This is a genomic window from Stenotrophomonas sp. G106K1, from assembly GCF_037969685.1.
Lineage (GTDB): Bacteria > Pseudomonadota > Gammaproteobacteria > Xanthomonadales > Xanthomonadaceae > Stenotrophomonas > Stenotrophomonas lactitubi.
The window spans coordinates 1-25,558 of the sequence record NZ_JBBPFR010000003.1; the positions used below are offsets into that span (position 1 = coordinate 1).

The following is a 25,558-nucleotide window of genomic DNA, read 5'->3' on the forward strand; positions in this document are numbered from 1 at the left end:
CGGGGTTGGTGAATGTGCCGCAATACAGCTTCAGCTGGTCTATACCCGCCAATAGTGAGAGCTTCATCCTCGAGGAGAGCGCCAACGGCGGTGGATGGACCGTGGTGCATAACGGCGGTGCGAACAGCTTCGCCGCGGACCGCGGCAAGGGCAGCTATGCCTATCGCGTGCGTGCCTGCAACTTCGTGGGATGCAGCCCTTACTCGGGCATCGTGACGGTAACAGTGGCACTTCCACCAGGGACGCCCCATTTCTATCTGGCCGAATGGCTGACCACGCGCAAGGCGCCCTACCAGGTGCAGTGCTCGGTGGGGTGGAGCCAAATGGCCGATGCCACCGAGTACCAGCTTGAGAGTGGTGGCGGTGGCAAGCGTCTGTATACCGGTCCCAACGCCTATGTGAGTGCAAACGGCAATGCCTACTGCGCCGGTGACTATCGTGTGCGCGCCTGCAATGCAGGCGGCTGTTCGCCATGGTCAGCCGACCATCCCGTCACGCAAGGCGTACTGAACTGGGATTGAGCCATGAATGGAGTCACTTCTCTACTGATTCGCGCAGCGCTTCTTGTGGTGGCGACTATTGCCGGTGCTGCACCGGCTGCGGCCCAGGAAGTGGTGGAATACATCCACACCGATGCACTGGGCTCACCGGTGGTGATCACCGATGCCAGTGGAAGTGTCATCGAGCGTACGGTGTATGAACCGTATGGAGGCGTGGTCAATCGGCCGCTCAAGGATGGGCCTGGGTATGCCGGGCATGTGACGGACTCTGCAACCGGGTTGAGCTACATGCAGCAGAGATACTTCGACTCAAGTGTGGGCACCTTCCTCTCGGTGGATCCAGTCACTACTGTCGAAAATCCTTATGCAAATTTTCAGCGCTACAGGTATGGAAATGGGAATCCCTACAAGTTCGTCGATCCAGATGGCGCTGATGCGATATATTTTTCAGATGTTAATGTGCTGGTGATTCCGGTTAATTTTACGGGCCCCGCTGCAACAAAATCCAATGTAGAAGCGATCAGGAGTCGGGTTGATTCAATTGCTTCCGAGTATAGGGGGATCAAGGTCCGTTTGCAGGTTCTTGGGTCCGCCGGTGGTAATGGGCAGAATTCAATGAATTTAGGGCCTGGGAAGGATTATGCAAATTATCCTCGTGCTGGCCAGGGTGTGTACGGGGGGATTGGCGGGAGGACGGCTCATATCGATAGCTCCGAGAGCAATTGGATAGGCGCGGCAGTTCACGATATCCTGCATTTTGCAGGTGCTCCGGAAGGATATCGCGATGTAGGGTCGCGAGACGGGCGTACATCGAGTCCCATGGAGGGGTACTCTTCCGATCATATTATGGCCGATCGAAATGGCACCCGAATTACTGCAAGGGATGAGGACGCGATGCTGAGTAATGATACGACATCGAGGCATCGGCTGAGCGATTTCAAGGGAGTCTTTAGAGTTGAGGGGCGGCTTGATGCAAAGCGCCTCGATAAGCAGTTTTCAGGAAAATGACCAACCGGATCTTCCGATGAATATTTCAACTTTACTGGCTTCCGTCATATCAGTTTTTCTTCTTTCTTCTTGCGGCCAGCAGCGTGGCTGCCATTTGCAAGTTATCAATCAAGATCATGACAGTTCATCATCTCAGAAGGTCTTTGCCGAAGTGGATGACGTCATTCGTTCGCGCTCCGTGGATGGCGGTGTCGAAGTAAAGGCGGAGTTGGTGGTATCGCAGCTTGAGCTGTCCCGGGAAGGAAAGAGAGGGAGGAGGCTTTTCTATGTATTGATGGATGGTGAGGGGAGGTTCATGGATGCATCCACATGTAATGTCGGCGAAGGTCAATGTGCTTCGGTTGTTTTGAAAAAAATGGTGAAACTATGTGATGAGGTATGAATTTATTGCATTAAGCCATCGGAGTATATATCGGTGAGTAAAGTAAAGTATTATTATCGCATTAGAAGATCGATGGTCGTAATTTCTGCAGCGGTTTGCCTGGCTGGTCTTGTTGCATGTACTAGTGAGGTGGCGAGTTCGAATGGGGTTGTCAATCATCTCCCGAGCAGTGCAAGGGCAAATCAATACGCTGCGGCACTTCGCTCCAGTTCTGTCGCCGGAAGCGCATCGAGGGAGCAGATATGTGAGGTCCATTTGATTGATGTTCGGCAGTCATTCGATCAGGATGGGAATGAAAGGCTGAGAAGCTATTTCGTTTTGACCAACTATCGAGGAATTTTTGTATCGGCGGACACCTGTGGACTGTCCGTAGCTGACTGCGTTGCAGTTATTGCAAAGAGGTCGAGTTCTGAATGTCGACTGCCGCCGAAAGATTAGGATGTCGCCAACGGCGGCGGCTGGACTGTGGTGCACAACGGCGGTGCGAACAGTTTCAGTGCCAGTCGTGGCAACGGCAACTACGCCTATCGCGTGCGTGCCTGCAACTTCGCTGGTTGCAGCCTGAACTCTGGGGTGGTCACGGTGTCTGTGGTGCTCCCGCCACCCGGGACCCATATCTTCGTGGCCGAATGGCTGAGCACCAAGACTGCGCCCTACCAGATCCAATGCACGGTGGGATGGTCTGCCTCCGCAGGCGCGACGGAATATCAGCTCGAACCAGCCTCTGGCGGCAAGACGCTCTATGCCGGTCCGAAAACCTATGTGCAATCAAGGAATGGCACGTACTGCGCCAGCAACTACCGGCTACGAGCGTGCAATGCGGGCGGCTGCTCGGAGTGGTCGGCAAGCTTTCCTGTCACCCGCGGCGTACTTTGGGAGTAGGTCATGAATGGAATCACTTCTCTGCCGATTCGCGCAGTGCTTCTTGTGGTGGCGACTATGGCCGGTGCTGCATCGGCTGCGGCCCAGGAAGTGGTGGAATACATCCACACCGACGCCTTGGGCTCACCGGTGGCGATCACCGATGCCAGCGGCAATGTCATCGAGCGTACGGTGTATGAGCCCTATGGGGCCGTGGTCAATCGGCCGCTGAAGGATGGTCCGGGATATACGGGGCATGTGACGGATTCGGATACCGGCCTGAATTACATGCAGTAGCGGTACTATGATCCAGCGACCGCTTATTTCCTAAGCGCTGATTCGGTGGAGGCAATTCAAAGTCCTGTAGGTGGATTTAATCGATACTGGTATGCAGATCGAAATCCATACGGGCTTGTAGATCCCGACGGGCGAGAGGCGCAGGATGCATTAAAGTCGAAAATAAAAATTGACGCGGTGCCAACAACCGATCTCCCTGCAATTACTGTGTCTGCCCCAAAATCGGATGCTAGGCCGAGCCCGAGCTTCTTCCGGCTGACAACCACCGAGGTGCTTCGTCGGGATACCTCGATTCCCAATGCAATAGCGGCTGGTGAGCTTGCCAGGACCGTTACTTTGCCGGCATTGACTGTTACTGCGTCGCCGCCAGCTGCTGGCTTGGTGGGAAGCGCGGCACCGGTCGTAGGTGAGGTTTCGGTGGCCGCCGGCGCTGCAGTGGTAAGATCAAAGAGGGCAAGGGAGGGCTTGTACTACGCGTGTGTTGCTCTAGCTGTTTGTACATCAGGAAAGCCGCCAACCCTTCAGCGAGTGCAGCAAAGTGAGAGGTTGCAGCAGGTCAGAGAGGGCGTGATGCGGGAGAGCAAAGCAAAGATGAAAGAGAGTAAGAACCCGTGAGCTCTACCAGTGAAGAGTTTAAGGTCGCCATGGATCTGCTTTCCGCAGGGAAAGCAGATAAGGCGCTCACTTTGGCTGATTCCTTGATTGAGTCGGAAGATGAGTCCAAACGCCTGGATGGATATCTATGCAGGGGGATGGTGTATGAGGATGGCGGAGAAGGTGTCAGCGTCGATCTTGACGTCGCTCTCGATAGCTATCGACGCGTCTCACTGATCGCTCCAAGTTCAATTGCCTTTTCCAATCTGGCAAGAGTATCGATGAAGCTTAAGGACTTCTCGAGGGCAATTCGTTACCTGAGAATTGCTGGAGAATTCGAAATGACCCCTGAAGTCATTCTTGGATTCGCATTGTTCTACGAAGAGTCTTCGCCCTTTGATGGAGCGGCAGCGAAGCGGCTATACCTTCGGGCTGCGCTTAATGGTAGATTTGCTGGGTTCTTTGGTTATTCGCGTGTCGCGCGGAAGCTGGGGGAGCGGGGTAGGGCGCTTGCGGTTGATTGCATTCGAGTGCTGCTCGGTCCAGTTATTGCACTTCTTGTTGGAAGGAAATCTCAATTTCAATTCTGAATTGGGATGGATTATTGAATTATTAATTCCGAGCCCTCGGCGTTTCCGGTTATCACGCTTGCTTTGGTTCTGGTGGCTCACGAAGACAAACGTGAGCTGCCTTCCGAAGAGCTCAAATCATTTCATGTTGATTTAGATTCAACGTGCAATGAAAAGCTGAGAAGCTATTTCGTTTTGACCAACTGCGGAGGAATTTTTGTATCGGCGGACGCCTGTGGACTGTCCGTGGGTGACTGCGTTGCAGTTATTGCAAAGAGGTCGAGTTCTGAATGTCGACTGCCGCCGAAAGATTAGGAGAGCGCTAACGGCGGCGGCTGGACTGTGGTGCATAGCGGCGGTGGAAACAGTTTCACTGCCAGCCGTGGCAACGGCAACTACGCCTATCGCGTGCGTGCCTGCAACTTCGCTGGTTGCAGCCTGAACTCTGGGGTGGTCACGGTATCTGTGGTGCTCCCGCCACCCGGGACCCATATCTTCGTGGCCGAATGGCTGAGCACCAAGACTGCGCCCTACCAGATCCAATGCACGGTGGGATGGTCTGCCTCCGCAGGCGCGACGGAATATCAGCTCGAACCAGCCTCTGGCGGCAAGACGCTCTATGCCGGTCCGAAAACCTATGTGCAATCAAGGAATGGCACGTACTGCGCCAGCAACTACCGGGTACGAGCGTGCAATGCAGGCGGCTGCTCGGACTGGTCGGCAAGCTTCCCTGTCACCCGCGGCGTACTTTGGGAGTAGGTCATGAATGGAATCACTTCTCTACTGATTCGCGCAGCGGTTCTTGTAGTGGCGACGGTGGCCGGTGCTGCACCGGCTACGGCCCAGGAAGTTGTGGAATACATCCACACCGATGCACTGGGCTCACCGGTGGCGATCACCGATGCCAGCGGCAATGTCATCGAACGTACGGTGTATGAGCCCTATGGGGCCGTGGTCAATCGGCCGTTGAAGGATGGTCCTGGGTATACCGGACATGTGACGGACTCGGGTACCGGGCTGAGTTACATGCAGCAGCGGTATTATGACCAGAGCTTGGGTATTTTTTTGGGTGCCGATCCTGTATCTGCGCTAGCGGATCCAATAGCCGCATTCGGGCGCTACAAATATACTTCGAATAATCCTTATGGATACATTGATCCGGACGGGAGGTCGGAAAAGGTTACCGGATCCCAGATTCGAGGTGGTCGGGGGTTTGCAGGCGCTAGATTGGCAATTCTGAGGACTTCAGTTCGTAGTCCTCTGGATAATAAAGATGAAACGGGGGTCAATCAAAAAATATCTGGAAAAGTCGAAGAGGCTGGTGGCAGGGAGCGTCGTGGAAGTGAGGCGCGTAGCGCCATTAAACTTGTAGGCGTAGTTGATGCTATAAAGGCTCGGTTGGCAGCGGATGAGGCAATGGAATCTGCGAGAAAGAGTGGGCTTTCCGGGATGTCTCATGGAAGAGGAGACGCGATGCGGCACTGCACTTGGAGCTGCCAAATGGCTCGCGATATCGGCGAGGAGAATGCCCGGCTGATTGGGGATAATCATGAGGCGTGGGGTGCTGATTCGTCAGGTGGGCGGCAAATGGATCTGAATAACAATGCGATTGGTAGGGATTTGTCTTCTATGTCTGGAGCGTGTTCCGCTAACTGTTTGGAAGCTGCGAAAAATGACGCTCTTGAGGTGTATTATGGCAAGTGATAATATTTCACAGCACTGTAAATCTCTTTGTCTGATGTTTTTCTTGGGTTTTTTGTTGTTGGTTGTGTCGGGTTGTAGTTGGCTGGAGAGTTCGAAGGTTACTGTAATGAATGTTGGGCCTGGTTCTATAGATGATGTGGAATTGGAAGTTGGTGGTTACGTCATCCAGATGGGTGAAATTGGCGCTGGCGGGAGTAGGATTGTTACTCCAAAAGTGAGTGGGGATTCTTCATTGAGGATTTCTTACGCTGAGGGTGGTGCGCTGGTGGTTTGTGATGGGGATGTGTATTTCACCAATAATCTTGCTGTAAGAGTGGAGGTTGCTATCGGGGGGGGCGTTTGCCGCGTCTTGGAAGATTTGGATTGAATGGATTTATGGTCTTATTGAAATTGCATCTGCATTTATCGCGGTCGAAATTTGACCTGTGCATAATGATGAATTGCAACTAATGTGGAATCCGCAAGGTGCAGCTTGCCTATGGTCTAACGATGAGCTAGGTATTTCTTCCTCGGCGGGTTTGATGCGGGGTTCCGACTGCGGCATGGGATGCCTGGACCTCAACGGCGTCAGAGTGGCTGGGGCCACACCTCTGTGCGCGATTGGGGTACTTGACGTGCTCGAACAGGGGGGCGTGAGGACGTTGAAAAAGGTCTGCAGGCGTCGCGGTTCTGCTAGCTGAGCAATGGGAGCTTCATGCACGATTGTCAAAGGGGATCTGATCGGTGATGGCGAGGATGTTGTTGGCCTCGGGCCCTATCTTGAAGGCCTCCTTGCGCCGTTGAAGGCGAGTGCCGCTGTGAAGGTGCTGCGTCAGTGACGTGGCTGTTTCTGAAAGGGGGGGGGATTCCGAGATAATGTTTAATAAAATGCTCTGCACGGCTTTCATCGTGTTGATCCTTCTAACCGGTTGTGGGCATCAGGAGGAAGGGCAGGTGGCCCGCACAACTGCGTGTGGAGTCAGTGATCGTCCGGTTTGTCGAGTGAGCTTCAGAGCGCTCGCAACGAATCCCGACCGATACGACGGCAAATCCGTTCGGGTGAAGGGGTATCTCGGGGTGAGTCGGGGACTCTTTGTATTGAGCTCAAGCGAAGAGTCGTTCGAGGCTGGAGTGACGGACGAGACTGAGGTTCGAATCCGAGGGCCAGTAGATCTACAGCGCCGCGTGTTTGATCAGCATGCGTATTCGTGGGTGTCCGTAGCCGGGACGTTCAAGCTGAGGAAAAAGGATGCGTCGACTGACGATCTGCTTCTCGGCGAAATCCATGCTCCGCTTGATGTCCGATCTCTGCGGATCCCCGGGCCAGTACCACGTGCCGCTTTCGGGGAAGTGGCGCTGGATCTGGAAGACTTGAAGTGACTACAGGGTTGTGAAATGGCCCTTGGATGAATACTGTCCATGAGCCTGCAGCAATGCGCAGTGCTTGTACTTTTTCATGCTTGAAGGGCATGCGCTGATCGCGTGGACACGCAACCGCCGCCCGGGGGCTCATGTGGTCGCATGGACTGCGGCTTGCGAGACCAGGATCCTCCCCGGCCTACTGCCGCGGCAGACGTCACCGGATTGATCGCGGAGGTCGTGTCGCTGCACAGTGCCAGATCGGGCAGCTGACGTTTGCGGTCTTGGTGCTGCAGCTCGGCATAGTCAGCCGACAAAAAAGAACGCCACGGTCTCCCGTGGCGCTCGCAACTTTCCGGGTGTTATCGCGACCTCACCCCAGCAACTTCCGCACCTTCGCCAGCGCCGTCATGAACCGCTCGATCTCTTCATGCGTGTTGTAGAACGCCAACGACGCACGGCAGGTCGCCGCCACGCCGTAGTACTGCAGCAGCGGATGCGCACAGTGCTGGCCCGAGCGCACGGCTACACCTTCCAGATCCAGCAGCGTAGCCAGGTCGTGCGCGTGCGCGCCGTCGATCAGGAACGACACCACCGCGGCCTTTTCCGGTGCCTCGCCGATGATGCGCAGGCCATCGACCCGACGCAGCTCTTCGGTGAAGTGGGCCAGCAGCTCGGCTTCGCGCGCTTCCACATGGTCCAGGCCGACGTTCTGCAGATAGTCGGCGGCCACGCCCAGGCCGATGAAGCCGGCGATGTTGGGGGTGCCGGCTTCGAACTTGTGCGGGGCATCGTTGAACACGGTGCCGTCGAAGCTGACTTCCTTGATCATCTCGCCGCCACCCAGGAACGGTGGCATCGCGTCCAGGTGCTCGCGACGCGCCCACAGCGCGCCGGTACCGGTCGGGCCGCACATCTTGTGGCCGGTGATGGCGTAGAAGTCGCAGCCGATCGCGGTGACATCGACCTTGCGGTGCGGTGCGGCCTGCGAGCCGTCGACCACGGTGACGATGCCGCGCTTGCGGGCTTCGCGACAGATCTCGCGCACCGGGTTGATGGTGCCGAGCACGTTGGAGACGTGGGCCACGGCCAGCAGCTTGACCTCGGGGGTCATCGCCGCGCGCAGCGCGTCCAAGTCCAGCGCGCCGTCGGGGGTGATCTCGGCCACGCGGATGGTCGCGCCGGTGCGCTGGGCGACCAGCTGCCACGGCACGATGTTGGCATGGTGCTCCATGCGCGAAACCAGGATCACGTCGCCGGCCTTCAGCCGCGGCAGGGCCCAGGAGTAGGCAACGAGATTGATCGCGAAGGTGGTGCCGCTGCACAGCACCAGGTCGTTGCTGCGCACGTTGAGGAAACGGGCCAGCTTGTTGCGCGCGCCCTCGTAGGCGTCGGTGGCCTCGGTACCCAGCGCGTGCACCGCACGGCTGACGTTGGCGTTGTAGCGACGGTAGAACTCGTCCACTGCGCCGATCACCTGCACCGGCTTCTGGCCGGTGTTGGCGTTGTCGAAATAGACCAGCGGCTTGCCGTGCACTTCGCGCATCAGCAGCGGGAAGTCCAGGCGCACGCGCGCCCAGTCGGGGGCATCGGCGGGTGCTTCGATCGGTCGCGGGGTGGACAGGTTCATGCCACGCCCGCCTCAGCCAGGGCCTTGTCCAGGCGACGTGCCAGCTGTTCGCGCAACGCTTCGGGCAGCACCTTCAGCGGCTCGTGGCAGAACGCGGCGCTCAGCAGCGCCTGCGCCTGGGCCTGCGGCAGGCCGCGCGAGCGCAGGTAGAACAACGCGTTGGCGTCGAGCTGGCCGACGGTGGCACCGTGTGCGGCCTTCACTTCGTCGGCGTCGATCACCAGCGTCGGCTGGGTATCGATCTCGGCGTCGGCCGACAGCAGCAGGTTCTTGTTGGACAGGTTGGCGTCGGTGCCATCGGCGCCGGCACGGATCTGGATGCCGCCATGGAACACCACGCGGCTGCGGTTGGCGGCCACGCCACGCCACTGCAGCTCGGCGCTGGTGTCGCGGGCGATATGGTCGATGCCCAGACGGGTATCGACGTGTCGACGGCCGGTGCCGAGCAGCACGCCATTGGCGGTCAGCTGGGCGTTGTCGCCTTCCAGACGCACGTTCAGTTCATGGCGGCTGAGCGCGGCACCCAGCTCCAAGTCCACGCGGTGGTACTGCGCGTCCTTGGCCAGTACCGCGTCGGTGCGCAGGAAGCTGGTCTGGCGCGCGCTGCCCGCCTGCACGCGGGCGTGCTTGAGCACCGCATCGCGGGCGACGTGGGCGTGCAGCACGGTGTTGTCCAGGTGCGCCGAATCACCGACGCTGAAGCGATGCTCGACCACGCCCAGGCTGGCGCCGGCACGCAGTTCGATCAGGTGGCGATGGTGCCAGGCCAGATCGGTGTCGCCGGCGACGCTGGCGAACACCAGCTGCAGCGGCACCTCGACCTGCACGCCGTCGTCCACGCGCAGCACCACGCCTTCATCGGCGAGGGCAGCGTTGAGGCGGGCGAATACTTCGTCACTGCGCTCGTAGCGGCGGCCGAGGAAGCGCACGGCGTCCTCGCCAGCGGCCAGCGCGGAAGACAGCGTTTCCAGCCGCACGCCGGCCGGCAGGCTCTGCACGTCGCTCAGCGCGTCGTTGAGGCGGCCATTGACGAACACCAGGCGCGGCGCCGGGATGTCCTCCAGCGCGGCGGCATCCAGCAGCGCCGGGGCCAACGGCGCGGCCGCAAAGCTGCGGCGCTCCAGCTGGCGCAGCGAGGTGTACTTCCAGCTTTCGCTGCGTGCGCCGGGCAGGCCGTCGCGCAGCACGCTGTCGAGCACTTCGCGGCGCGCATCGCTGCCGCAGAAGGCCTGGGCCATGGAGTCGAGCAGGGCGCTCATCAGACCGCCGCCTCGGGCACGACCCGGTCCTTCAGGAAGTCATAACCGTGCGCTTCCAGTTCCAGCGCCAGTTCCGGGCCACCGCTCTTGACGATGCGGCCATCGGCCAGCACGTGCACCACGTCCGGCTTGATGTAGTCCAGCAGGCGCTGGTAGTGGGTGATGACCAGGAACGAGCGGTCGGCGCTGCGCAGCGCGTTGACGCCGTCGGCCACGCTCTTCAGCGCATCGATGTCCAGGCCCGAATCGGTTTCGTCCAGGATCGCCAGCTTCGGCTCGAGCACGGCCAGCTGGAAGATCTCGTTGCGCTTCTTCTCGCCACCGGAGAAGCCTTCGTTGACGCCACGGTGCAGCAGTTCGTCCTTCAGGTGCAGCACGGCCAGCTTCTGCCGTACCAGCTTGAGGAACTGCATGGAATCCAGTTCTTCCTCGCCGCGCGCCTTGCGCTGTGCATTCAGCGCGGCGCGCAGGAAGTAGGTGTTGTTCACGCCGGGGATTTCCACCGGGTACTGGAACGCCAGGAACAGACCGGCAGCGGCGCGCGCTTCCGGGTCCTGGTCGAGCAGGTCGACGCCTTCGAACTGCACGCTGCCTTCGGTGACCTCATAGCCGTCACGGCCGGCCAGGACATTGCCCAGGGTGGACTTGCCGGCGCCGTTGGGGCCCATGATGGCGTGCACCTGGCCGGGCTTCACTTCCAGGGACAGGCCCTTGAGGATTTCCTTGTCGCCGATGCGGGCGTGGAGGTTTTCGATCTTCAGCATGGTGGGGGTTTCCGTGGTGCGGGCCGCGGCCCGCCGGTAAAAAGAGTGCGTTGTGCGAGGGCAGGGCGGGCGATCAGCCCACCGAACCTTCCAGCGAGACTTCCAGCAGCTTCTTGGCTTCCACTGCGAACTCCATCGGCAGTTCGCGGAACACCTGCTTGCAGAAGCCGTCGACGATCATCGACACCGCGTCTTCCTGGCTGATGCCACGGGCGCGGCAGTAGAACAGCTGGTCGTCGGAGATCTTCGAGGTGGTGGCCTCGTGCTCGACGGTGGCACCCGGGTTCTTCACCTCGATGTAGGGGAAGGTGTGGGCGCCGCACTGCTTGCCGATCAGCAGCGAATCGCACTGGGTGTAGTTGCGCGCGCCGTCGGCATTGCGGTCGACCTTCACCAGGCCGCGGTAGGTGTTCTGGCCGCGGCCGGCGCTGATGCCCTTGCTGATGATCTTGCTCTTGGTGCGCTTGCCGACGTGGATCATCTTGGTGCCGGTGTCGGCCTGCTGGCGATGATGGGTCAGCGCCACCGAGTGGAACTCACCCACCGAATCGTCGCCCAGCAGCACGCAGGACGGGTACTTCCAGGTGATCGCCGAGCCGGTCTCGACCTGGGTCCAGGTGACCTTGCTGCGCGCGCCACGGCATTCGGCACGCTTGGTGACGAAGTTGTAGATGCCGCCGACGCCGTTCTCGTCGCCCGGGTACCAGTTCTGCACGGTGGAATACTTGATCTCGGCGTCGTCCAGCGTCACCAGTTCGACCACCGCGGCGTGCAGCTGGTTCTCGTCGCGCATCGGCGCGGTGCAGCCTTCCAGGTAGGACACGTACGCCTTCTCTTCGCAGATGATCAGCGTGCGCTCGAACTGGCCGGTGTGGCCGGCGTTGATGCGGAAATAGGTGCTCAGTTCCATCGGGCAACGCACGCCCTTGGGGATGAACACGAAGCTGCCATCGGAGAACACCGCCGAATTGAGCGCGGCGAAGTAGTTGTCGCCCACCGGCACCACGGTGCCCAGGTACTGTCTGACCAGTTCCGGGTGCTCCTTGATGGCTTCGGACATCGAGCAGAACACGATGCCCTTTTCGGCCAGTTCCTTGCGGAAGGTGGTACCGACGGACACCGAGTCGAACACCGCGTCCACCGCTACGCCGGCCAGCTTGGCGCGCTCGTGCAGCGGCACGCCCAGCTTGTCGTAGGTGTCCAGCAGTTCCTTCGGCACGTCATCCAGCGAGGCGTACTTCGGGCCCTTCGGCGCGGAGTAGTAGCTGAGCGCCTGCAGGTCGATCGGGGCGATCTGCAGCTTGGCCCAGTTCGGCATCGGCATGGTCAGGAAGTGGCGGTAGGCGTCCAGACGCCACTGCGTCATCCATTCCGGCTCTTCCTTCTTGGCCGACAGGGCGCGGATGGTGTCCTCGTCCAGGCCGGCGGGAAGGGAGTCCGACTCGATGTCCGTGATGAAGCCGGCCGAATACTTGCGGCCGAGCTGCTCATGGATCTCGCGATTGGGGGTGTCGTCGCTGGCGACGGTTTCGATGGTTTCGGTGGCCATGGGGGGGCTGCCTACGGATCAGGAGACGACGTCGACAGCGATGGTGCGGCGCTGTTCTTCGTCGACAAGGGGAAGAGGGGGCAGGATCTGCGCCAGGCTGACATCGCGCAGGGCCTCGGAGACCACGTCGTTGATCAGCCGCCAGCTGCTGCGCGCGCCGCACTTGGGCGCCATGCCGCACTGGTGGTGGTCATGGCTGCACTCGGTCAGGGCCAACGGCCCTTCCATGGCTTCAACCACTTCAAACAGCGAGATCTCGATCGATGGGCGGGTCAGCCGGTAGCCGCCGCGGACGCCGCGCAGGCCTTCGACCAGGCCGGCCTGGGCCAGTGGCTTGAGCACCTTGCTGACGGTGGGCGGCTCCAGACCGGTGAATTCGGCCAGCTCGGTGGCACTGAGCACCTCGCCCGGACGGGCGGCGAGTACGGTCAGTACGACGGTGGCGTAATCGGTGAGCTTGGTGACGCGCAACATGGGATGCGAGCGGTTCTTAAAGCGGACTGAAATTGTACGCTTTTATTCGCCGGCATCCAACCCGGCCATTCAGCGGGCGCTTGGGGCCGGCTGCAGGTCGGCGGCCGAGGGCGGCCGACGGGGCGACATGCTGGGGCATGGGGGTGATTTTCGCAATCACCCGGAATGGGCGAGAATCAACGTTCCTTTCGCTGCAAACGTCTCTTGCCGATGCCCAAGAAGATCCAAGCCCGCAAGTCCGCCATCCACGGCAACGGTGTGTTTTCCGTGGCCCCGATCAAGCAGGGCGAGCGCGTGATCCAGTACAAGGGCCTGCTGCGCAGCCACGGCGATGTCGATGCCGATGACAGTGGCGATGTGGAAAGTGGCCATACCTTCCTGTTCACCCTCAACGACGACTGGGTGATCGACGCCAACTACAAGGGCAACGACGCGCGCTGGATCAACCACAGCTGCGACCCGAACTGCGAGGCGGTGATCGAGGAAGACGAAGACGGTGACAGCCGCGGCGACAAGGTGTTCATCGAGGCGCTGCGCGATATCAAGGCTGGCGAAGAGTTGACGTACAACTACGGCATCACCCTGGCCGAGCGCCACACGGCCAAGCTGAAGAAGATCTGGGAGTGCCGCTGTGGCTCGCCCAAGTGCACCGGCACGATGCTGCAGCCCAAGCGCTGATCAGGTAGCGCCGGGCCATGCCCGGCGAGCGCGAAGCGCGGGCGGAATCAGAAGCCGCCGGGCATGGCCCGGCGCTACCCGTGCGTTTCTCCACCTGCCGTGCACGGCCGGGTCACCGTCGTTCAATGCGCCTTCGCCCACCCTGTCCGCTCCCCCTCATCTGGAGCACGACATGGGACAGCGTCTACGCGGCAAACAGATCGCCATTCTCGCCACGCATGGTTTCGAGCAGTCTGAACTGATCGAACCCAAGCACCTGCTGGAAGCGGAGGGCGCGCGCGTGAGCGTGGTGTCGCCGGCCAAGGAGGCGAGCATCAAGGGCTGGAAGGACAAGGACTGGGGCGGTTCGGTCGCCGTGGATCAGCCGCTGGATAGCGCCGACGCCGGCCACTTCGATGCGCTGGTGCTGCCCGGTGGCGTGATCAATCCGGACACCCTGCGCACCAACGAAGCAGTACTGGATTTCATCCGCAGCATGGCCGGTGCCGGCAAGCCGGTGGCGGCGATCTGCCACGGCCCCTGGCTGCTGATCAACAGCGGGCTGGCGAAGGGGCACGAGGTAACGTCGTGGCCGTCGCTGCAGCAGGATCTGGCCAATGCCGGCGCGCGCTGGCGCGACGCGGAAGTGGTGGTGGACGGCAACCTGATCACCAGCCGCAAGCCCGCGGACATTCCGGCCTTCAGCGAGGCGGTGGTGAAAGCACTGGCGGCGTGACGCCGCAGGCGCGCGCCGGGCGTATGACCCGGCGCCGTCTTATTTGCCCAGCACGCCGGCCGGCACCAGGTTGCCCAGGTTCTGGTTGAAGGTCACCACCAGCTTGCCGTTCTTCACCTGCGCCGACTGCACCTGCAGGGCGCCGAGCAGGCCGGCCACGGCCGGGTCCAGCTTGTAGATCGGTTCGCGCTGGGCGTAGTCGCTCAACCATGCGTTCAGCAGGCCACGGGTCCGTGAATCGAGACGGCCACCCTGGCTGGCCGGGGTGAAGTCATCCACGCTCGGCTGCTGCAGGTGGAAGCCTTGGGTCTGCGCGTCATAGCGCAGGCCGCTGCTGAGCTTCACCGTACCCAGCTTGGCCGGGTTACCGCCGGCGGTGGCCAGCGCGACGTCCATGCCCAGGTTCAATCGCTCGCCCGCCGGCAGGCTCAGCTGCGGGTGGCTCATGGTCAGCGCGATCAGGCCGCCCAGTGCGTCCTGGGTGCGCGGGAAGCTGCCGTCCAGATACTGCTGCACGTCGCTGGCGCCAACCGCCAGTTCACGACCGGAGATCGAAGGGGCTGCCTGGGCGCCGATCGCGGCAGCAATCAGCACGGTCGAGGCGGCAAGGCGGGTCATCAGGGAACGCAGGCGCATGGCGGTGACCGGAAGAAGAATCGAAGAGGTCTACAGAGTAGCTTTGCCCGCTGAATCGCGGGTACACGCCGCTGCAACGGTTCAGTCCAGCGTTGGCTGCAGGCTGGCCGACTGGATCTGCCAGGCGCGGCCGTCGGCACTGGGCTGTACGCGGTACCAGCCGTGGTAACGGAAGGTGCCCTCGGCGGTCACCGCGCGGATCTTCACCGGCACGTCCAGCAGGCGCGGCGGCTGGCCATCGTCGCGTGGCAGCGCCACATCACTGTCCAGGCGCAGGTTGCGCACGTCGGGCAGCAGGCGCAGAACGGCGTCGTCAGCATGACGCGGGTCTGCCGGGGCATAGGCCCACGCCGCGTCGCTGCGCGCCTTGTTCTGGTTGAGCAGATCGAGCATGTAGCGGTTGAGCATCGCCGCGGGCGATTCGCTGCCGATGGCAACGGCGCCATACAGCGGGTCGATGGCGATCGCGTCGCCGGTCGCTGCCTCCGATGCCGCTTTCGTCGTTGGCACGGCAGGGGCGGTTGCAGCGGGGGCTGAGTCCGACGTGGTGGAGTCGGCTGGCCCGGTCGGGTTGGCGCACCCTACCGCAAGCAACGGGATCAACAAGCAAAGAGAACCGCGCATGTCTGCCTCCTCCCCAAGGCGACCTGGAAGGCGGCAGTGTAGCGGCCGGGGCCGGCTCAGCGCGAAGAGGGAAGCTGCTCCAGCGCATCCAATGCCGGCAGCACCTGTGCGGAAATCGCTGCCAGGGCATGGCCGTCGGTGTCTGCATGGCGCTGCACGATGTCACGCAGCAACTGGGTGGCCACCACCAGGGTGGCACGTTCGTCGCCGCTCAGGCCGGCCGTGCGCGGGGCTGATTCCAGCAGGCGCATCAGGTCGCGGCTGGCGCGGTGTTCCAGTTCGATGGTGCAGCGCCCGGTGCACTGGTGCCCGTCCTTTTCGATCGGGGTCACCGAGATCCGGTAGCGGGTGGAGGGGCTGGCCATGAGGGGTGCTCGCGCTGGTGGGGAGGAGTGGCTCCACCATAGGCAAGGCATTGGCCGGCGGCGATGGCCGGGGCTGCACGCAGTGTTCCACCCGGTTCGTTCCTGCACTGGAAAAACAGCGGCGCGGCCATGGGCGGCGGGCCTGTGCGGGTGATTGCGTGGGCGCGGGAAACGCTGTGTTGCGGGGGCGCAGGGGACGGCGTCCACGCGTGGCGTGGATCTACTGCACGGATGCCGGGCAAAAAAAACGGGACGGCCAAGGCCGTCCCGTCAGGTATCCGCTGCAGGGCGCGCGCTTAGAGCGCAGCGTCCTTGAGCTTCTTCAGCGGGCGAACCTTGAGCTTGGTGGTGGCCGGCTTGGCGGCGAACCACTGCTCTTCCTTGGTGAACGGGTTGATGCCCTTGCGCTTTGGCTTGGCTGCCACATTGACGGTGCTGATCTTCAGCAGGCCCGGCAGGGTGAACGAGCCTGCGCCCTTCTTGTGCACCGAAGCGGCGACAGCGCCTTCCAGCGAGGCCAGCACAGCGCGGACGTCCTTGGCGACAACGCCGGAGACTTCAGCGATGTGTGCAACCAGGCCCGACTTGGTCAGCACTTCCTTGATCGGCTTCGGAGCGGCCGGCTTGGCGGCGGCAGCCTTCGTCGCGACTTTCTTCACTGCCTTCTTCGGGGCAGCCTTCTTAGCGGTCTTTGCCATGGTTTCCTGTTCCGTGAACGGTTGGTTGTTTGGTCGGCGCCGAACCCCGTCGGCAAGCGCAATGTAGGGCAACTCTTGGGCGCCGCCAATAGCCTGGAGCGCTGAAAGTGCATGTTTTTTCATATCCAGGCCGATTCAGTACATGGCCGGCCGTGCGGGAAACGGGTGTCGTGGTGCACTGCACCGCAGTGTTCGTGTTTTCGGTCGTGTTGGCGAAATGACTGAAAACAAGGGGGAAATCACCGGATTGGTGGCGAAGAAGTGTCCACTCGTTGGCTCGGGACAGGCGCGGCGCATGCGGCGGGGCGACGCAGGGCTAACGTGGCGCGTGCCAGGGTATCGGTTCATCGCAGCCACAACGGAGCAGGACATGGGAATCTCGCGACACGCTACCGCGCATTGGGAAGGCGACCTGAAGTCGGGCAAGGGCCAGTTGAGCACGCCACAGAGCGGCCTGCTGGACAAAACCCGCTACGGCTTCAACAGCCGTTTCGGTGATGAAAAGGGCACCAATCCCGAAGAGCTGATCGCCGCCGCGCACGCCGGTTGTTTCACCATGGCGCTGTCGGCCAAGCTCGGTGAAGCCGGTTTCACCCCGACCTCGCTGGATACCGAAGCCAAGGTCGACCTGTCGATGGAAGGCGGCCCGCAGCTATCGCAGATCCGGCTGAAAGTGAAGGCGGTGGTGCCGGGAATCGATGCGACGCAGTTCCGCGCGATCGCCGATGACGCCAAGCAGAACTGCCCGGTTTCCAAGGCACTGAGCGCAGTGCCGATCAGCCTGGAAGCTGAGCTGGGCTGAGAAGGCGGTAGCGCCGGGCCATGCCCGGCGAGCGCAGCGGAAAGACGCCGGGCATGGCCCGGCGCTACTCCGCGTGCGGGCAATCACCAGTCGATGGTGCCGGAAATCACCGTCTGCACCTGGCCGCCGGACCACACCTCGCCGTCTTCGTCGACCAGCAGGGTCAGGCGCGCATCGTGGCCGACTTCGCGGCCTTGGCTGACTTCGAAGGGCTGGCGGCCGCGCGGCAGGGCATCACGCAGGTCCAGCCAGGCTGCCAGCACGGCGTTGGCCGCGCCTGAAGCCGCATCCTCAAAGCGGCGTCCATTGCCGACGAAGGCGCGCACGGCCAGGTCGTAGCCTTCGCTGCCATCGGCAAAGGCATAGGCGAACACGCCCATGCTGTCGGTCGATTCAGCCAGCGTGGCGATCGCATCCCAATCGGGGCGCAGGGCTCGCAACGCGGTCTCGTCTGCAACCTGCACGACCCACCAACTGCGTCCGCCCTGCATGCGCGCAGGTGGCAGCGCACCCAGCGGCCAACCCTGCACGGCGGGCTGCAGGCGCGGATCGTTGGCTGCCGCGGTCTCGGCCAGCTGTGCACGCGGCGTACGGATCGCGATGCGCTGCTGTGTTCCTTCGCCGGTCACGCGCAGTGGCAGCGCCCCGGCGATGCCGTCCTGTACCAGCAGCCCATCGATGGGCAGGGCGAGGCCCGCCTGCAGTACCGCATGGGCGGTGCCGACGCTGGGATGGCCGGCGAACGGGACTTCCTTCTGCGGGCTGAACATGCGCAGCCGGTAGCTGGCGCCGGGGCCCTGTGGCGGGAACACGAAGGTGGTTTCGGGCAGGCGGGTCCAGCGGGCGATGGCCTGCATTGCCGCATCGTCCAGGCCTTCGGCATCAAGCACGACGGCCAGCGGATTGCCAGCGCCCGGGCGCGGGGAAAACACATCCAGCTGCAGGAAACGGCGTGCGGACATCAGGCGGGAACTCCAGGAAACAGGCCGCATAGGGTAGCGCGGGGCCATGCCCCGCGAGCGCGCAGCGCGGCAGGCCGCCGGGCGTGGCCCGACGCTACCAGCGGATGTTGCCGTCGATTACCGGCTGCACCTGGCCACCGATCCACACCTTGCCCTGCGCATCGACGGTGACCTGGACGCGGCCGTCGCGGCCGACCTCGCGGCCCTGGCTGGCCACGTAGCTCCCGTTTTCGCCGGGCAGCGCATTGTGCTGCCGCAGCCAGGCGCCGATCAGCGCGTTGGCGCTGCCGGTCACCGGATCCTCGGGCACGTTGGGCGCATCGGCAGGGCAGAACGCACGCACCACCAGGTGATGGTCGGTCCCGGGTTCGTGCGCGAACACGGCCACGCCGAGCGCATCGGTGGCCATGCTCCAGTCGCGCAGGGCCGCCATGTCCGGCAACAGTGTGCGCACGGTGTCGGCATCGCGCAGCGGCAGCAGCCACCAGCGCGGGCCGTTTTCCCAGAGTTCGGCGCCCTGGCCCTGGGCGATGAGGGCGCGCAGCGCTTCCGGGACGGCGCACGGTGCTGTCGGCAGCAGGCGCGCCGCTGGGCTGGCCAGCCGGATGGTGGGCGCGTTGGCCGGGCCCGTGACCTGCACCGGCAGCAGGCCGGCCGCGCATTGCTGCAGCAGGGCCCCGTCGCGTGGCTGCACCAGGCCGCAGGTGACCGCCGCCCAGGCGGCACCCACGCTGGGATGGCCGGCAAAGGGCAGCTCGCTGGCGGGGGTGAAGATGCGGACGTGGTAGTCGGCGCCGGCAGCGCTGGGGCGCAGGAAGAACACGGTCTCGGACAGGTTCAGCCAGGCGGCCAGGGCCTGCATGTTCTCGGTGGACAGCCCATCCGCGTCGAACACGACACCGAGCGGGTTGCCGGTACCGGGGTGGTGGGCGAAGACATCGAGCTGCAGGTAACGGTAGGCGGTCATTGACGGGTGTATTGGGCTTAGAATCGAAGGTTCCGCCCCCAAGGGCGGCTTCCCCACATTACACATAGCCTATCCATGTCAGCTTCCCCCCTTGTCGATCGTTGGATCGTACTGAAGTTCGGCGGCACCTCGGTGTCGCGTCGCCACCGCTGGGACACGATCGGGAAGCTGGCGAAAAAACGGGCCGAAGAGACCGGGTCGCGCGTGCTGGTGGTGGTTTCGGCGTTGTCCGGGGTCACCAACGAACTGACCGCGATTGCCGATGGCGCGCCGGACAGCCGCGATCGCGTGGCGGCGCTGGTCGAGCGACACCAAGGGTTCCTGGAAGAGCTGGGCCTGGGCGCCGAGGTGCTGGCCGAGCGCTTGGCCGCGCTGCAGGGCCTGCTGGACGACCCGCGTGCGCCCAGCCGACCGCTGGACTGGCAGGCCGAAGTGCTGGGCCAGGGTGAACTGCTGTCGTCCAGTCTGGGCGCGGCCTATCTGCGTGCCAGTGGCCTGGATTTCGGCTGGATGGATGCGCGCCAGTGGCTGGACGCACTGCCGCCGCAGCCGAACCAGAGCGAGTGGTCGCAGCGCCTGTCGGTGAACTGCCAGTGGCGTGCCGATGCGGAATGGGCGCAGCGCTTCCGCGCGCAGCCCACGCGCCTGCTGATCACCCAGGGTTTCATCTCGCGTCACGCCGACGGTGGCACCGCCATCCTCGGCCGCGGCGGTTCGGATACGTCGGCGGCGTACTTCGGTGCGCTGCTCGGCGCCAGCCGCGTGGAGATCTGGACCGATGTGCCCGGCATGTTCAGCGCCAACCCCAAGGACGTGCCGGACGCGCGCCTGCTGACCCGCCTGGATTATTACGAAGCGCAGGAAATCGCCACCACCGGCGCCAAGGTGCTGCACCCGCGCTCGATCAAGCCGTGCCGCGATGCCGGCGTGCCGATGGCGATCCTCGATACCGAGCGCCCGGAACTGCCGGGTACCAGCATCGACGGCAACGCCGCGCCGGTGCCGGGGGTGAAGGCGATCAGCCGCCGCAACGGCATCGTGCTGGTGTCGATGGAAGGCATCGGCATGTGGCAACAGGTCGGCTTCCTCGCCGATGTGTTCGGCCTGTTCAAGAAGCACGGCCTGTCGGTGGACCTGATCGGTTCGGCCGAGACCAACGTCACCGTGTCGCTGGACCCGTCCGAGAACCTGGTCAACACCGATGTGCTGGCCGCACTGTCGGCCGACCTGTCGCAGATCTGCAAGGTCAAGGTGATCGTGCCGTGCGCGGCGATCACCCTGGTCGGCCTGGGCATGCGCTCGCTGCTGCACAAGCTGTCGGACGTGTGGGCGACCTTCGGTCGCGAGCGCGTGCACATGATCTCGCAGTCGTCCAACGACCTGAACCTGACCTTCGTCATCGATGAGGCCGATGCTGACGGCCTGCTGCCGATCCTGCACGCCGAGCTGATCGACAGCGGCGCGATGCCGGTGGAAGAGACCGAAGTGTTCGGCCCGCGCTGGCGCGAAATCGCCGGCACCGTGCGTCCGCGCGGTACGCCGTGGTGGCGTGGCCAGCGTGCGCACCTGCTGCAGCTGGCCGATGCCGGCACCCCGCGCTACGTCTATCACCTGCCGACGGTACGGGCGCGTGCCCGTGCGCTGGCGGCGATCAAGCCGATCGACCAGCGTTATTACGCGATCAAGGCCAACAGCCATCCGGCCATCCTGCAGCTGCTGGAAGCCGAAGGTTTCGGCCTGGAGTGCGTGTCGCACGGCGAGCTGAAGCATGTGTTCCAGGCCATTCCGGAACTGTCGCCCAAGCGCGTGCTGTTCACCCCCAGCTTCTGCCCGCGCAGCGAGTACGAAGCGGCGTTCGCGCTGGGCGTGACCGTCACTGTCGACAACGTCGAAGCCCTGCAGCGCTGGCCGGACCTGTTCCGCAACCGCGAGCTGTGGTTGCGCGTGGACCTGGGCCGTGGCGAAGGCCACCACGCCAAGGTCCGCACCGGCGGCAAGGAATCCAAGTTCGGCCTGCCGATCGCGCGCGTGGACGAGTTCGTGCGCGCGGCCACCGAGCTGGGCACCCGCGTGGTCGGTCTACATGCGCACCTGGGCAGTGGCGTGGAAACCGCCCAGCACTGGCGCCTGATGTGCGATGAGCTGGCCGGTTTCGCGCGCCGTATCGGCAGCGTGCAGACCATCGACATCGGTGGCGGCCTGCCGATTCCGTACAGCGACGAAGACGAGCCGTTCGACCTGGAGGCCTGGGCCGAGGGCCTGGCCGAGGTCAAGGCGCTGCACCCGGCATTCCGCCTGGCGATCGAGCCGGGCCGCTTCCTGGTGGCCGAATCGGGCGTGCTGCTGACCCACGCCACCCAGGTGGTGGAGAAGGACGGCGTGCGCCGCGTCGGCCTGGATGCCGGCATGAACACGCTGATGCGCCCGGCCCTGTACGACGCCTGGCACGACATCGAGAACCTCAGCCGCCAGGGCGGTTACGCTGAAGCGGCGTTCGATGTGGTCGGACCGATCTGCGAATCCAGCGATGTGTTCGGCAAGCGTCGCAAGCTGCCGGTGTCGACCGCGCCGGACGATGTGATGCTGATCGCCGACGCCGGTGCTTACGGCTATGTGATGTCCAACACCTACAACCAACGGGCGATGCCGCGCGAGGACGTGATCGAATGATCGCCGCCTTGCGCGCCCTGCACCCGCCCACCGACACGTCCCGCGCCTGCGCGCGGGCACGTGCCTGACCGAGTTTGAACTGGATTCACCATGACTGCTTTCGATAAACACCAGGTTTCCCGCTTCCGCTTCGTCCGCTGCGAATTCGCCGCGGACACCGGCGTGGCCAAGCTGGTCTACGCCTTCGATGATGGCCCGGAAATGGTGGAAACCGTGACCGTGCCCGGCGCCCCGTTCGTGCTGGAACCGGCCCGTGCCGACGCCGTGCAGCGCGCGCTGCGGCTGCTGCACCTGATTGCCGGCGTGAGCTACTACAAGGCCGGTGTGCCCGATACGATCAGCATCGACAGCTACAGCATCGATGCCGAAACCGCGGCGCTGGTGGAGACCATCTACCTCAACGGCCTGGGTGAGTTCGCCTATCGCAACGGCCTGAACCTGCGTGGACGTTTCCGCCTGCCGGTGCAGGGCGAGGCGGTGACGGCGCCGGTGCTGGGGCTGCAGCCGCATGCGCTGGTGGCCATCGGCGGCGGCAAGGATTCGCTGGTCAGCATCGAAGCACTGCGTCGCGCCGGCGTGGACGAGACGGTGACCTGGATCGGTGGTTCGCAGTTGATCCGTGCCTGTGCCGAGCGCACCGGGCTGCCGACGCTCAATCTGGGCCGCGCGCTGGCGCCGGAGCTGTTCGAGCTCAACCGCCAGGGCGCATGGAACGGGCACATCCCGGTCACCGCGGTGAACTCGGCGATCATGGTGCTGGCTGCAGTGCTGCAGGGCGTGGACCAAGTGGTGTTCTCCAACGAACGTTCGGCCAGCTACGGCAGCCAGATTCCGGGCACCGGCGAGGTCAATCACCAGTGGTCGAAGGGCTGGGCGTTCGAGCAGGCCTTTGGCGAGTACGTGCAGAAGCAGGTAGCCGCTGATCTGCAGTACTACTCGCTGCTGCGGCCGATGTCGGAGCTGGCGGTGGCCCGCCAGTTCGCCAAGAGCGATTTCTACGACGCGCATTTCTCCAGCTGTAACCGCAACTTCCACATCCTCGGCGAACGCCCGGTAAACCGCTGGTGCGGCGTCTGCCCGAAGTGCCACTTCGTGTTCCTGGCGCTGGCCCCGTTCATGCCGAAGACCCGCCTGGTACGCATCTTCGGCCGCAACCTGCTGGACGACATCGAGCAGGCCGGTGGCTTCGACGCGCTGCTGGAATTCCAGGACCACAAGCCGTTCGAATGCGTGGGCGAAGGCCGCGAATCGCGTGCGGCGATGGCGACCCTGGCGCAGCGTCCGGAATGGAAGGAAGACGCGCTGGTGAAGCGCTTCTGCAATGAAATCCGGCCGCAGCTGGATGCGGTCGAACTGGAGTTGGCACCGTTGATGCAGTTGCAGGGCGAACATCGTATTCCGGCGACGCTGTGGGAACGGGTGCGTGAAGATTTCGCAGCTTGAAGGCAAGCGCGTAGCGCTGTGGGGCTGGGGACGTGAGGGGCGTGCTGCGTTTGCAGTGCTGCGCGCGCGCCTGCCATCGCTTGGCCTGAGCCTGTTCTGCCCGGCCACCGAGGTCGAGGCCGCGCGTGCGGAAACGCAGGGCGTGCTGGATGTACGCGGCGAACCCACGGCCGAAGCACTGGCTTCTTTCGAGGTGGTGATCAAGTCGCCAGGGATCAGCCCGTACCTGCCGATCGCGTTGGCGGCGGCGGAGCAGGGCACCGCCTTCATCGGTGGCACGGCGTTGTGGTTTGCCGAACATGCCGACGACGCAGGCACCGTGCGCGACACCATCTGCGTGACCGGCACCAAGGGCAAGAGCACCACCACCGCGCTGGTCGCGCACCTGCTGCGCGCAGCGGGGCATCGCACCGGCCTGGTCGGCAACATCGGCCTGCCGCTGCTGGAAGTGCTGGACCCGCAGCCGGCGCCCGCGTACTGGGCGGTGGAGCTGTCCAGCTACCAGACCGGCGAGGTCGCACGTAGTGGTGCGCACCCGCAGGTGGCAGTGGTGCTGAACCTGTTCCCGGAACACTTGGACTGGCACGGCAGCGAACAGCGCTACATCGAAGACAAGCTGCAGTTGGTGACCGGCGCCGCGCCGCGCGTTGCCGTGCTCAATGCCACGGACCCGCATCTGGCCGCGCTGTCGCTGCCCGCCAGTGAGGTGGTCTGGTTCAACCAGCCGCAGGGCTGGCATATGCGCGGCGACATCGTGCATCGCGGCGAGCAGGCGGTGTTCGATACCCGCAATACGCCACTGCCGGGGCGCCACAACCGCGGCAATCTGTGCGCGGTGCTGGCTGCGCTGGAGGCGCTGGGCCTGGATGCGGTGGCGCTGGCGCCGGCCGTGCAGGATTTCCGGCCGCTGCCGAATCGCCTGCAGCGGATTGGCGAGGCCGATGGCCTCACCTACGTCAACGATTCGATCAGCACCACGCCGCATGCCAGCCTGGCGGCGCTGGAGTGTTTCGCCGGCCGGCGCATCGCGCTGCTGGTGGGCGGGCATGATCGTGGCTTGGACTGGACCGATTTCATGCAGCACATGGCGCATGACGTGCCGCCGGTGGAAATCGTGACCATGGGCAGCAACGGCCCGCGCATCCACGCGATGCTGCAGCCGTTGGCCGACGCCGGCCGTTTCGGCCTGCATGCGGCTGCCGATCTGCCCGACGCGATGGCGCTGGCGCGTCGCGCACTGGGCGAGCAGGGTGGGGTGGTGCTGCTGTCGCCGGGGGCGCCGAGCTATGGCGCCTACCGCGATTACGTTGCACGCGGGCGGCATTTCGCCGAACTGGCCGGGTTCGACCCGGACACCATCAGTGCGATTCCGGGGATCGGGATCGCCTGATCCGCGGGATCGGGGGCGGATCCCTTTCTGCAGGAAAGGGCTCTGACCCCGGATTGACCCCGCATGCATCCATCCACGCATGGCGTGGGGCTACCATGTGCGATCCCCGGACCGGCCTGGTGGACCGCATGTGCACCTTCATTACCCTGTTCCTGCCTGCTTCGTTTCCGCACGTTGACGCCACCGCGATCATGGAGCGCAGCGGCCGGCGGTTGTTCGTGCAGGATTCGCCCAGCCTGCAGGCGGCCGTTGGCCGCGGCTGGCAGCCTTGGCTGAGCGCAGGCCACTGTGACTGCGGTACCGCGCTGGCATCGACGCGGGCGGTGGCCCCATCGAAGGGCGATGCCGAACGCTGGCGCAAAAAGGGCTGGAGTGAGGCCAAGATCGCCCGCGCGCTGGCCGAGCAGCTGGCGCGGCATGAGCAGGATCAGCAGGTGCGCCGGGATGAAGTCCGGGGCGATGCCGTCCAATGGCTGCAACGCATCGATGCCCTGCTGGGCGCGGGTGCGGCGCGCATCGGACTTCTGGTACGTGATTACGATGGCGCAGTGGGCGCCCGACAGCCGAAGCCGCAGGAGCGTTGCTGGCTGCGAGCTCGCTTGGAGGCGGCGGACCTGATGGCGTTCGAGCCGGGCATGTTGCATTGGGTCCAACTCGGGTGAGGCTGCCATCCACCGGT

At 63.5% G+C, this 25,558-nt stretch carries 25 protein-coding genes and 2 pseudogenes; 15 read left to right on the plus strand and 12 right to left on the minus strand.

Annotation, left to right across the window (positions count from 1 at the left end):
• The 8 genes and pseudogenes from WKB25_RS04050 to WKB25_RS04085 all read left to right on the plus strand — a co-directional run.
• Positions 1 to 521: pseudogene (locus WKB25_RS04050) on the plus strand (hypothetical protein); the annotation flags it as partial.
• Positions 522 to 524: 3 nt separating this feature from the next.
• Positions 525 to 1,508 (plus strand): RHS repeat-associated core domain-containing protein, encoded by a 984-nt coding sequence (locus WKB25_RS04055; protein ID WP_340568853.1) that lies wholly within the window; start codon positions 525 to 527, stop codon positions 1,506 to 1,508.
• A 16-nt stretch (positions 1,509 to 1,524) separates the two neighbouring features.
• Entirely contained in the window at positions 1,525 to 1,890 is a 366-nt protein-coding gene (locus WKB25_RS04060) for a hypothetical protein (protein WP_340568854.1), read from the plus strand.
• Between the two features lie 885 nt (positions 1,891 to 2,775).
• Entirely contained in the window at positions 2,776 to 3,048 is a 273-nt protein-coding gene (locus WKB25_RS04065; protein ID WP_340568855.1) for an RHS domain-containing protein, read from the plus strand.
• Between the two features lie 12 nt (positions 3,049 to 3,060).
• Positions 3,061 to 3,663 (plus strand): annotated as a pseudogene (locus WKB25_RS04070) (hypothetical protein); the annotation flags it as partial.
• A 29-nt stretch (positions 3,664 to 3,692) separates the two neighbouring features.
• Positions 3,693 to 4,232, plus strand: a complete 540-nt coding sequence (locus WKB25_RS04075; protein WP_340568856.1) for a hypothetical protein — start codon at positions 3,693 to 3,695, stop codon at positions 4,230 to 4,232.
• A 741-nt stretch (positions 4,233 to 4,973) separates the two neighbouring features.
• Positions 4,974 to 5,915 carry an RHS repeat-associated core domain-containing protein gene (locus WKB25_RS04080; RefSeq protein ID WP_340568857.1) on the plus strand — a complete coding sequence of 314 codons (942 nt, stop codon included), beginning with the start codon at positions 4,974 to 4,976 and terminating at the stop codon, positions 5,913 to 5,915.
• The gene (locus tag WKB25_RS04085) at positions 5,905 to 6,282 is read left to right on the plus strand and encodes a hypothetical protein (RefSeq protein WP_340568858.1); all 378 of its coding nucleotides are present in this window, start codon (positions 5,905 to 5,907) and stop codon (positions 6,280 to 6,282) included. Before WKB25_RS04080 ends, WKB25_RS04085 begins: the two co-directional genes overlap by 11 nt.
• Positions 6,283 to 6,607: 325 nt before the next feature.
• Here WKB25_RS04085 and WKB25_RS04090 read toward each other — a convergent pair whose 3' ends face one another.
• The 6 genes from WKB25_RS04090 to WKB25_RS04115 all read right to left on the minus strand — a co-directional run bounded on the left by WKB25_RS04090 (position 6,608) and on the right by WKB25_RS04115 (position 12,929).
• Positions 6,608 to 6,802, minus strand: a complete 195-nt coding sequence (locus WKB25_RS04090) for a hypothetical protein (RefSeq protein WP_340568859.1) — start codon at positions 6,800 to 6,802, stop codon at positions 6,608 to 6,610.
• A gap of 824 nt (positions 6,803 to 7,626) precedes the next feature.
• Positions 7,627 to 8,883, minus strand: a complete 1,257-nt coding sequence (locus WKB25_RS04095; RefSeq protein ID WP_180163808.1) for a cysteine desulfurase — start codon at positions 8,881 to 8,883, stop codon at positions 7,627 to 7,629.
• Complete coding sequence (sufD, locus tag WKB25_RS04100) at positions 8,880 to 10,142, minus strand: Fe-S cluster assembly protein SufD (RefSeq protein ID WP_340568860.1); 1,263 nt, start codon at positions 10,140 to 10,142, stop codon at positions 8,880 to 8,882. Before sufD ends, WKB25_RS04095 begins: the two co-directional genes overlap by 4 nt.
• Positions 10,142 to 10,906 (minus strand): Fe-S cluster assembly ATPase SufC, encoded by a 765-nt coding sequence (gene sufC / locus WKB25_RS04105; RefSeq protein ID WP_089239372.1) that lies wholly within the window; start codon positions 10,904 to 10,906, stop codon positions 10,142 to 10,144. Before sufC ends, sufD begins: the two co-directional genes overlap by 1 nt.
• Positions 10,907 to 10,979: 73 nt before the next feature.
• A complete protein-coding gene (sufB, locus tag WKB25_RS04110; RefSeq protein ID WP_093817569.1) occupies positions 10,980 to 12,455 on the minus strand; it encodes a Fe-S cluster assembly protein SufB in 1,476 nt (491 codons plus the stop codon).
• Between the two features lie 18 nt (positions 12,456 to 12,473).
• Positions 12,474 to 12,929, minus strand: a complete 456-nt coding sequence (locus WKB25_RS04115; RefSeq protein ID WP_025873978.1) for an SUF system Fe-S cluster assembly regulator — start codon at positions 12,927 to 12,929, stop codon at positions 12,474 to 12,476.
• A gap of 210 nt (positions 12,930 to 13,139) precedes the next feature.
• Between WKB25_RS04115 and WKB25_RS04120 the strand changes: the two genes are divergently transcribed.
• Entirely contained in the window at positions 13,140 to 13,607 is a 468-nt protein-coding gene (locus WKB25_RS04120) for an SET domain-containing protein-lysine N-methyltransferase (protein ID WP_010483549.1), read from the plus strand.
• A gap of 172 nt (positions 13,608 to 13,779) precedes the next feature.
• A complete protein-coding gene (locus WKB25_RS04125) occupies positions 13,780 to 14,322 on the plus strand; it encodes a type 1 glutamine amidotransferase domain-containing protein (protein ID WP_340568861.1) in 543 nt (180 codons plus the stop codon).
• A gap of 39 nt (positions 14,323 to 14,361) precedes the next feature.
• Here the strand turns inward: WKB25_RS04125 and WKB25_RS04130 are convergent, their stop codons facing one another.
• The 4 genes from WKB25_RS04130 to WKB25_RS04145 all read right to left on the minus strand — a co-directional run bounded on the left by WKB25_RS04130 (position 14,362) and on the right by WKB25_RS04145 (position 16,645).
• Positions 14,362 to 14,958 carry a DUF1439 domain-containing protein gene (locus WKB25_RS04130; RefSeq protein WP_180163813.1) on the minus strand — a complete coding sequence of 199 codons (597 nt, stop codon included), beginning with the start codon at positions 14,956 to 14,958 and terminating at the stop codon, positions 14,362 to 14,364.
• 81 nt (positions 14,959 to 15,039) lie between these two features.
• Positions 15,040 to 15,468 (minus strand): hypothetical protein, encoded by a 429-nt coding sequence (locus WKB25_RS04135; RefSeq protein ID WP_340568862.1) that lies wholly within the window; start codon positions 15,466 to 15,468, stop codon positions 15,040 to 15,042.
• Between the two features lie 170 nt (positions 15,469 to 15,638).
• Positions 15,639 to 15,947, minus strand: coding sequence for a DUF3861 family protein (locus WKB25_RS04140; RefSeq protein WP_089239382.1), 309 nt, complete (start codon positions 15,945 to 15,947; stop codon positions 15,639 to 15,641).
• Positions 15,948 to 16,243: 296 nt separating this feature from the next.
• Positions 16,244 to 16,645, minus strand: a complete 402-nt coding sequence (locus WKB25_RS04145) for an HU family DNA-binding protein (protein WP_089239384.1) — start codon at positions 16,643 to 16,645, stop codon at positions 16,244 to 16,246.
• A gap of 370 nt (positions 16,646 to 17,015) precedes the next feature.
• Here WKB25_RS04145 and WKB25_RS04150 point away from each other — a divergent pair, with 370 nt between their 5' ends.
• A complete protein-coding gene (locus tag WKB25_RS04150) occupies positions 17,016 to 17,447 on the plus strand; it encodes an OsmC family protein (protein ID WP_019659396.1) in 432 nt (143 codons plus the stop codon).
• A gap of 83 nt (positions 17,448 to 17,530) precedes the next feature.
• On the opposite strand, the gene WKB25_RS04155 is transcribed toward WKB25_RS04150, so the two are convergent.
• Positions 17,531 to 18,409 (minus strand): PhzF family phenazine biosynthesis protein, encoded by an 879-nt coding sequence (locus tag WKB25_RS04155; RefSeq protein WP_340568864.1) that lies wholly within the window; start codon positions 18,407 to 18,409, stop codon positions 17,531 to 17,533.
• 94 nt (positions 18,410 to 18,503) lie between these two features.
• Entirely contained in the window at positions 18,504 to 19,376 is an 873-nt protein-coding gene (locus WKB25_RS04160; protein WP_340568865.1) for a PhzF family phenazine biosynthesis protein, read from the minus strand.
• A 75-nt stretch (positions 19,377 to 19,451) separates the two neighbouring features.
• Between WKB25_RS04160 and WKB25_RS04165 the strand changes: the two genes are divergently transcribed.
• From WKB25_RS04165 to WKB25_RS04180, 4 genes are all read left to right on the plus strand, one after another.
• Positions 19,452 to 22,046 carry a bifunctional aspartate kinase/diaminopimelate decarboxylase gene (locus WKB25_RS04165; protein WP_340568866.1) on the plus strand — a complete coding sequence of 865 codons (2,595 nt, stop codon included), beginning with the start codon at positions 19,452 to 19,454 and terminating at the stop codon, positions 22,044 to 22,046.
• A 90-nt stretch (positions 22,047 to 22,136) separates the two neighbouring features.
• Positions 22,137 to 23,489 (plus strand): UDP-N-acetyl-alpha-D-muramoyl-L-alanyl-L-glutamate epimerase, encoded by a 1,353-nt coding sequence (gene murL, locus WKB25_RS04170; RefSeq protein WP_340568868.1) that lies wholly within the window; start codon positions 22,137 to 22,139, stop codon positions 23,487 to 23,489.
• Entirely contained in the window at positions 23,470 to 24,879 is a 1,410-nt protein-coding gene (gene murD, locus WKB25_RS04175) for a UDP-N-acetylmuramoyl-L-alanine--D-glutamate ligase (protein ID WP_340568869.1), read from the plus strand. Before murL ends, murD begins: the two co-directional genes overlap by 20 nt.
• Positions 24,880 to 25,007: 128 nt before the next feature.
• Positions 25,008 to 25,541, plus strand: a complete 534-nt coding sequence (locus WKB25_RS04180; protein WP_340568870.1) for a hypothetical protein — start codon at positions 25,008 to 25,010, stop codon at positions 25,539 to 25,541.
• Positions 25,542 to 25,558 lie beyond the last annotated feature (17 nt).

Bases quoted from the DNA above. Each gene is read 5' to 3' on its own strand.
- sufB (WP_093817569.1), bottom strand. From the start codon at position 12,455: ATGGCCACCGAAACCATCGAAACCGTCGCCAGCGACGACACCCCCAAT.
- WKB25_RS04055 (WP_340568853.1), top strand. From the start codon at position 525: ATGAATGGAGTCACTTCTCTACTGATTCGCGCAGCGCTTCTTGTGGTG.
- WKB25_RS04155 (WP_340568864.1), bottom strand. From the start codon at position 18,409: ATGTCCGCACGCCGTTTCCTGCAGCTGGATGTGTTTTCCCCGCGCCCG.
- WKB25_RS04145 (WP_089239384.1), bottom strand. From the start codon at position 16,645: ATGGCAAAGACCGCTAAGAAGGCTGCCCCGAAGAAGGCAGTGAAGAAA.
- WKB25_RS04125 (WP_340568861.1), top strand. From the start codon at position 13,780: ATGGGACAGCGTCTACGCGGCAAACAGATCGCCATTCTCGCCACGCAT.
- WKB25_RS04060 (WP_340568854.1), top strand. From the start codon at position 1,525: ATGAATATTTCAACTTTACTGGCTTCCGTCATATCAGTTTTTCTTCTT.
- WKB25_RS04180 (WP_340568870.1), top strand. From the start codon at position 25,008: ATGTGCACCTTCATTACCCTGTTCCTGCCTGCTTCGTTTCCGCACGTT.
- WKB25_RS04115 (WP_025873978.1), bottom strand. From the start codon at position 12,929: ATGTTGCGCGTCACCAAGCTCACCGATTACGCCACCGTCGTACTGACC.
- sufC (WP_089239372.1), bottom strand. From the start codon at position 10,906: ATGCTGAAGATCGAAAACCTCCACGCCCGCATCGGCGACAAGGAAATC.
- sufD (WP_340568860.1), bottom strand. From the start codon at position 10,142: ATGAGCGCCCTGCTCGACTCCATGGCCCAGGCCTTCTGCGGCAGCGAT.
- WKB25_RS04160 (WP_340568865.1), bottom strand. From the start codon at position 19,376: ATGACCGCCTACCGTTACCTGCAGCTCGATGTCTTCGCCCACCACCCC.
- WKB25_RS04080 (WP_340568857.1), top strand. From the start codon at position 4,974: ATGAATGGAATCACTTCTCTACTGATTCGCGCAGCGGTTCTTGTAGTG.
- murL (WP_340568868.1), top strand. From the start codon at position 22,137: ATGACTGCTTTCGATAAACACCAGGTTTCCCGCTTCCGCTTCGTCCGC.
- WKB25_RS04085 (WP_340568858.1), top strand. From the start codon at position 5,905: ATGGCAAGTGATAATATTTCACAGCACTGTAAATCTCTTTGTCTGATG.
- WKB25_RS04165 (WP_340568866.1), top strand. From the start codon at position 19,452: ATGTCAGCTTCCCCCCTTGTCGATCGTTGGATCGTACTGAAGTTCGGC.
- WKB25_RS04140 (WP_089239382.1), bottom strand. From the start codon at position 15,947: ATGGCCAGCCCCTCCACCCGCTACCGGATCTCGGTGACCCCGATCGAA.
- WKB25_RS04130 (WP_180163813.1), bottom strand. From the start codon at position 14,958: ATGCGCCTGCGTTCCCTGATGACCCGCCTTGCCGCCTCGACCGTGCTG.
- WKB25_RS04150 (WP_019659396.1), top strand. From the start codon at position 17,016: ATGGGAATCTCGCGACACGCTACCGCGCATTGGGAAGGCGACCTGAAG.
- WKB25_RS04065 (WP_340568855.1), top strand. From the start codon at position 2,776: ATGAATGGAATCACTTCTCTGCCGATTCGCGCAGTGCTTCTTGTGGTG.
- WKB25_RS04075 (WP_340568856.1), top strand. From the start codon at position 3,693: ATGGATCTGCTTTCCGCAGGGAAAGCAGATAAGGCGCTCACTTTGGCT.
- WKB25_RS04120 (WP_010483549.1), top strand. From the start codon at position 13,140: ATGCCCAAGAAGATCCAAGCCCGCAAGTCCGCCATCCACGGCAACGGT.
- WKB25_RS04090 (WP_340568859.1), bottom strand. From the start codon at position 6,802: ATGAAAGCCGTGCAGAGCATTTTATTAAACATTATCTCGGAATCCCCC.
- WKB25_RS04095 (WP_180163808.1), bottom strand. From the start codon at position 8,883: ATGAACCTGTCCACCCCGCGACCGATCGAAGCACCCGCCGATGCCCCC.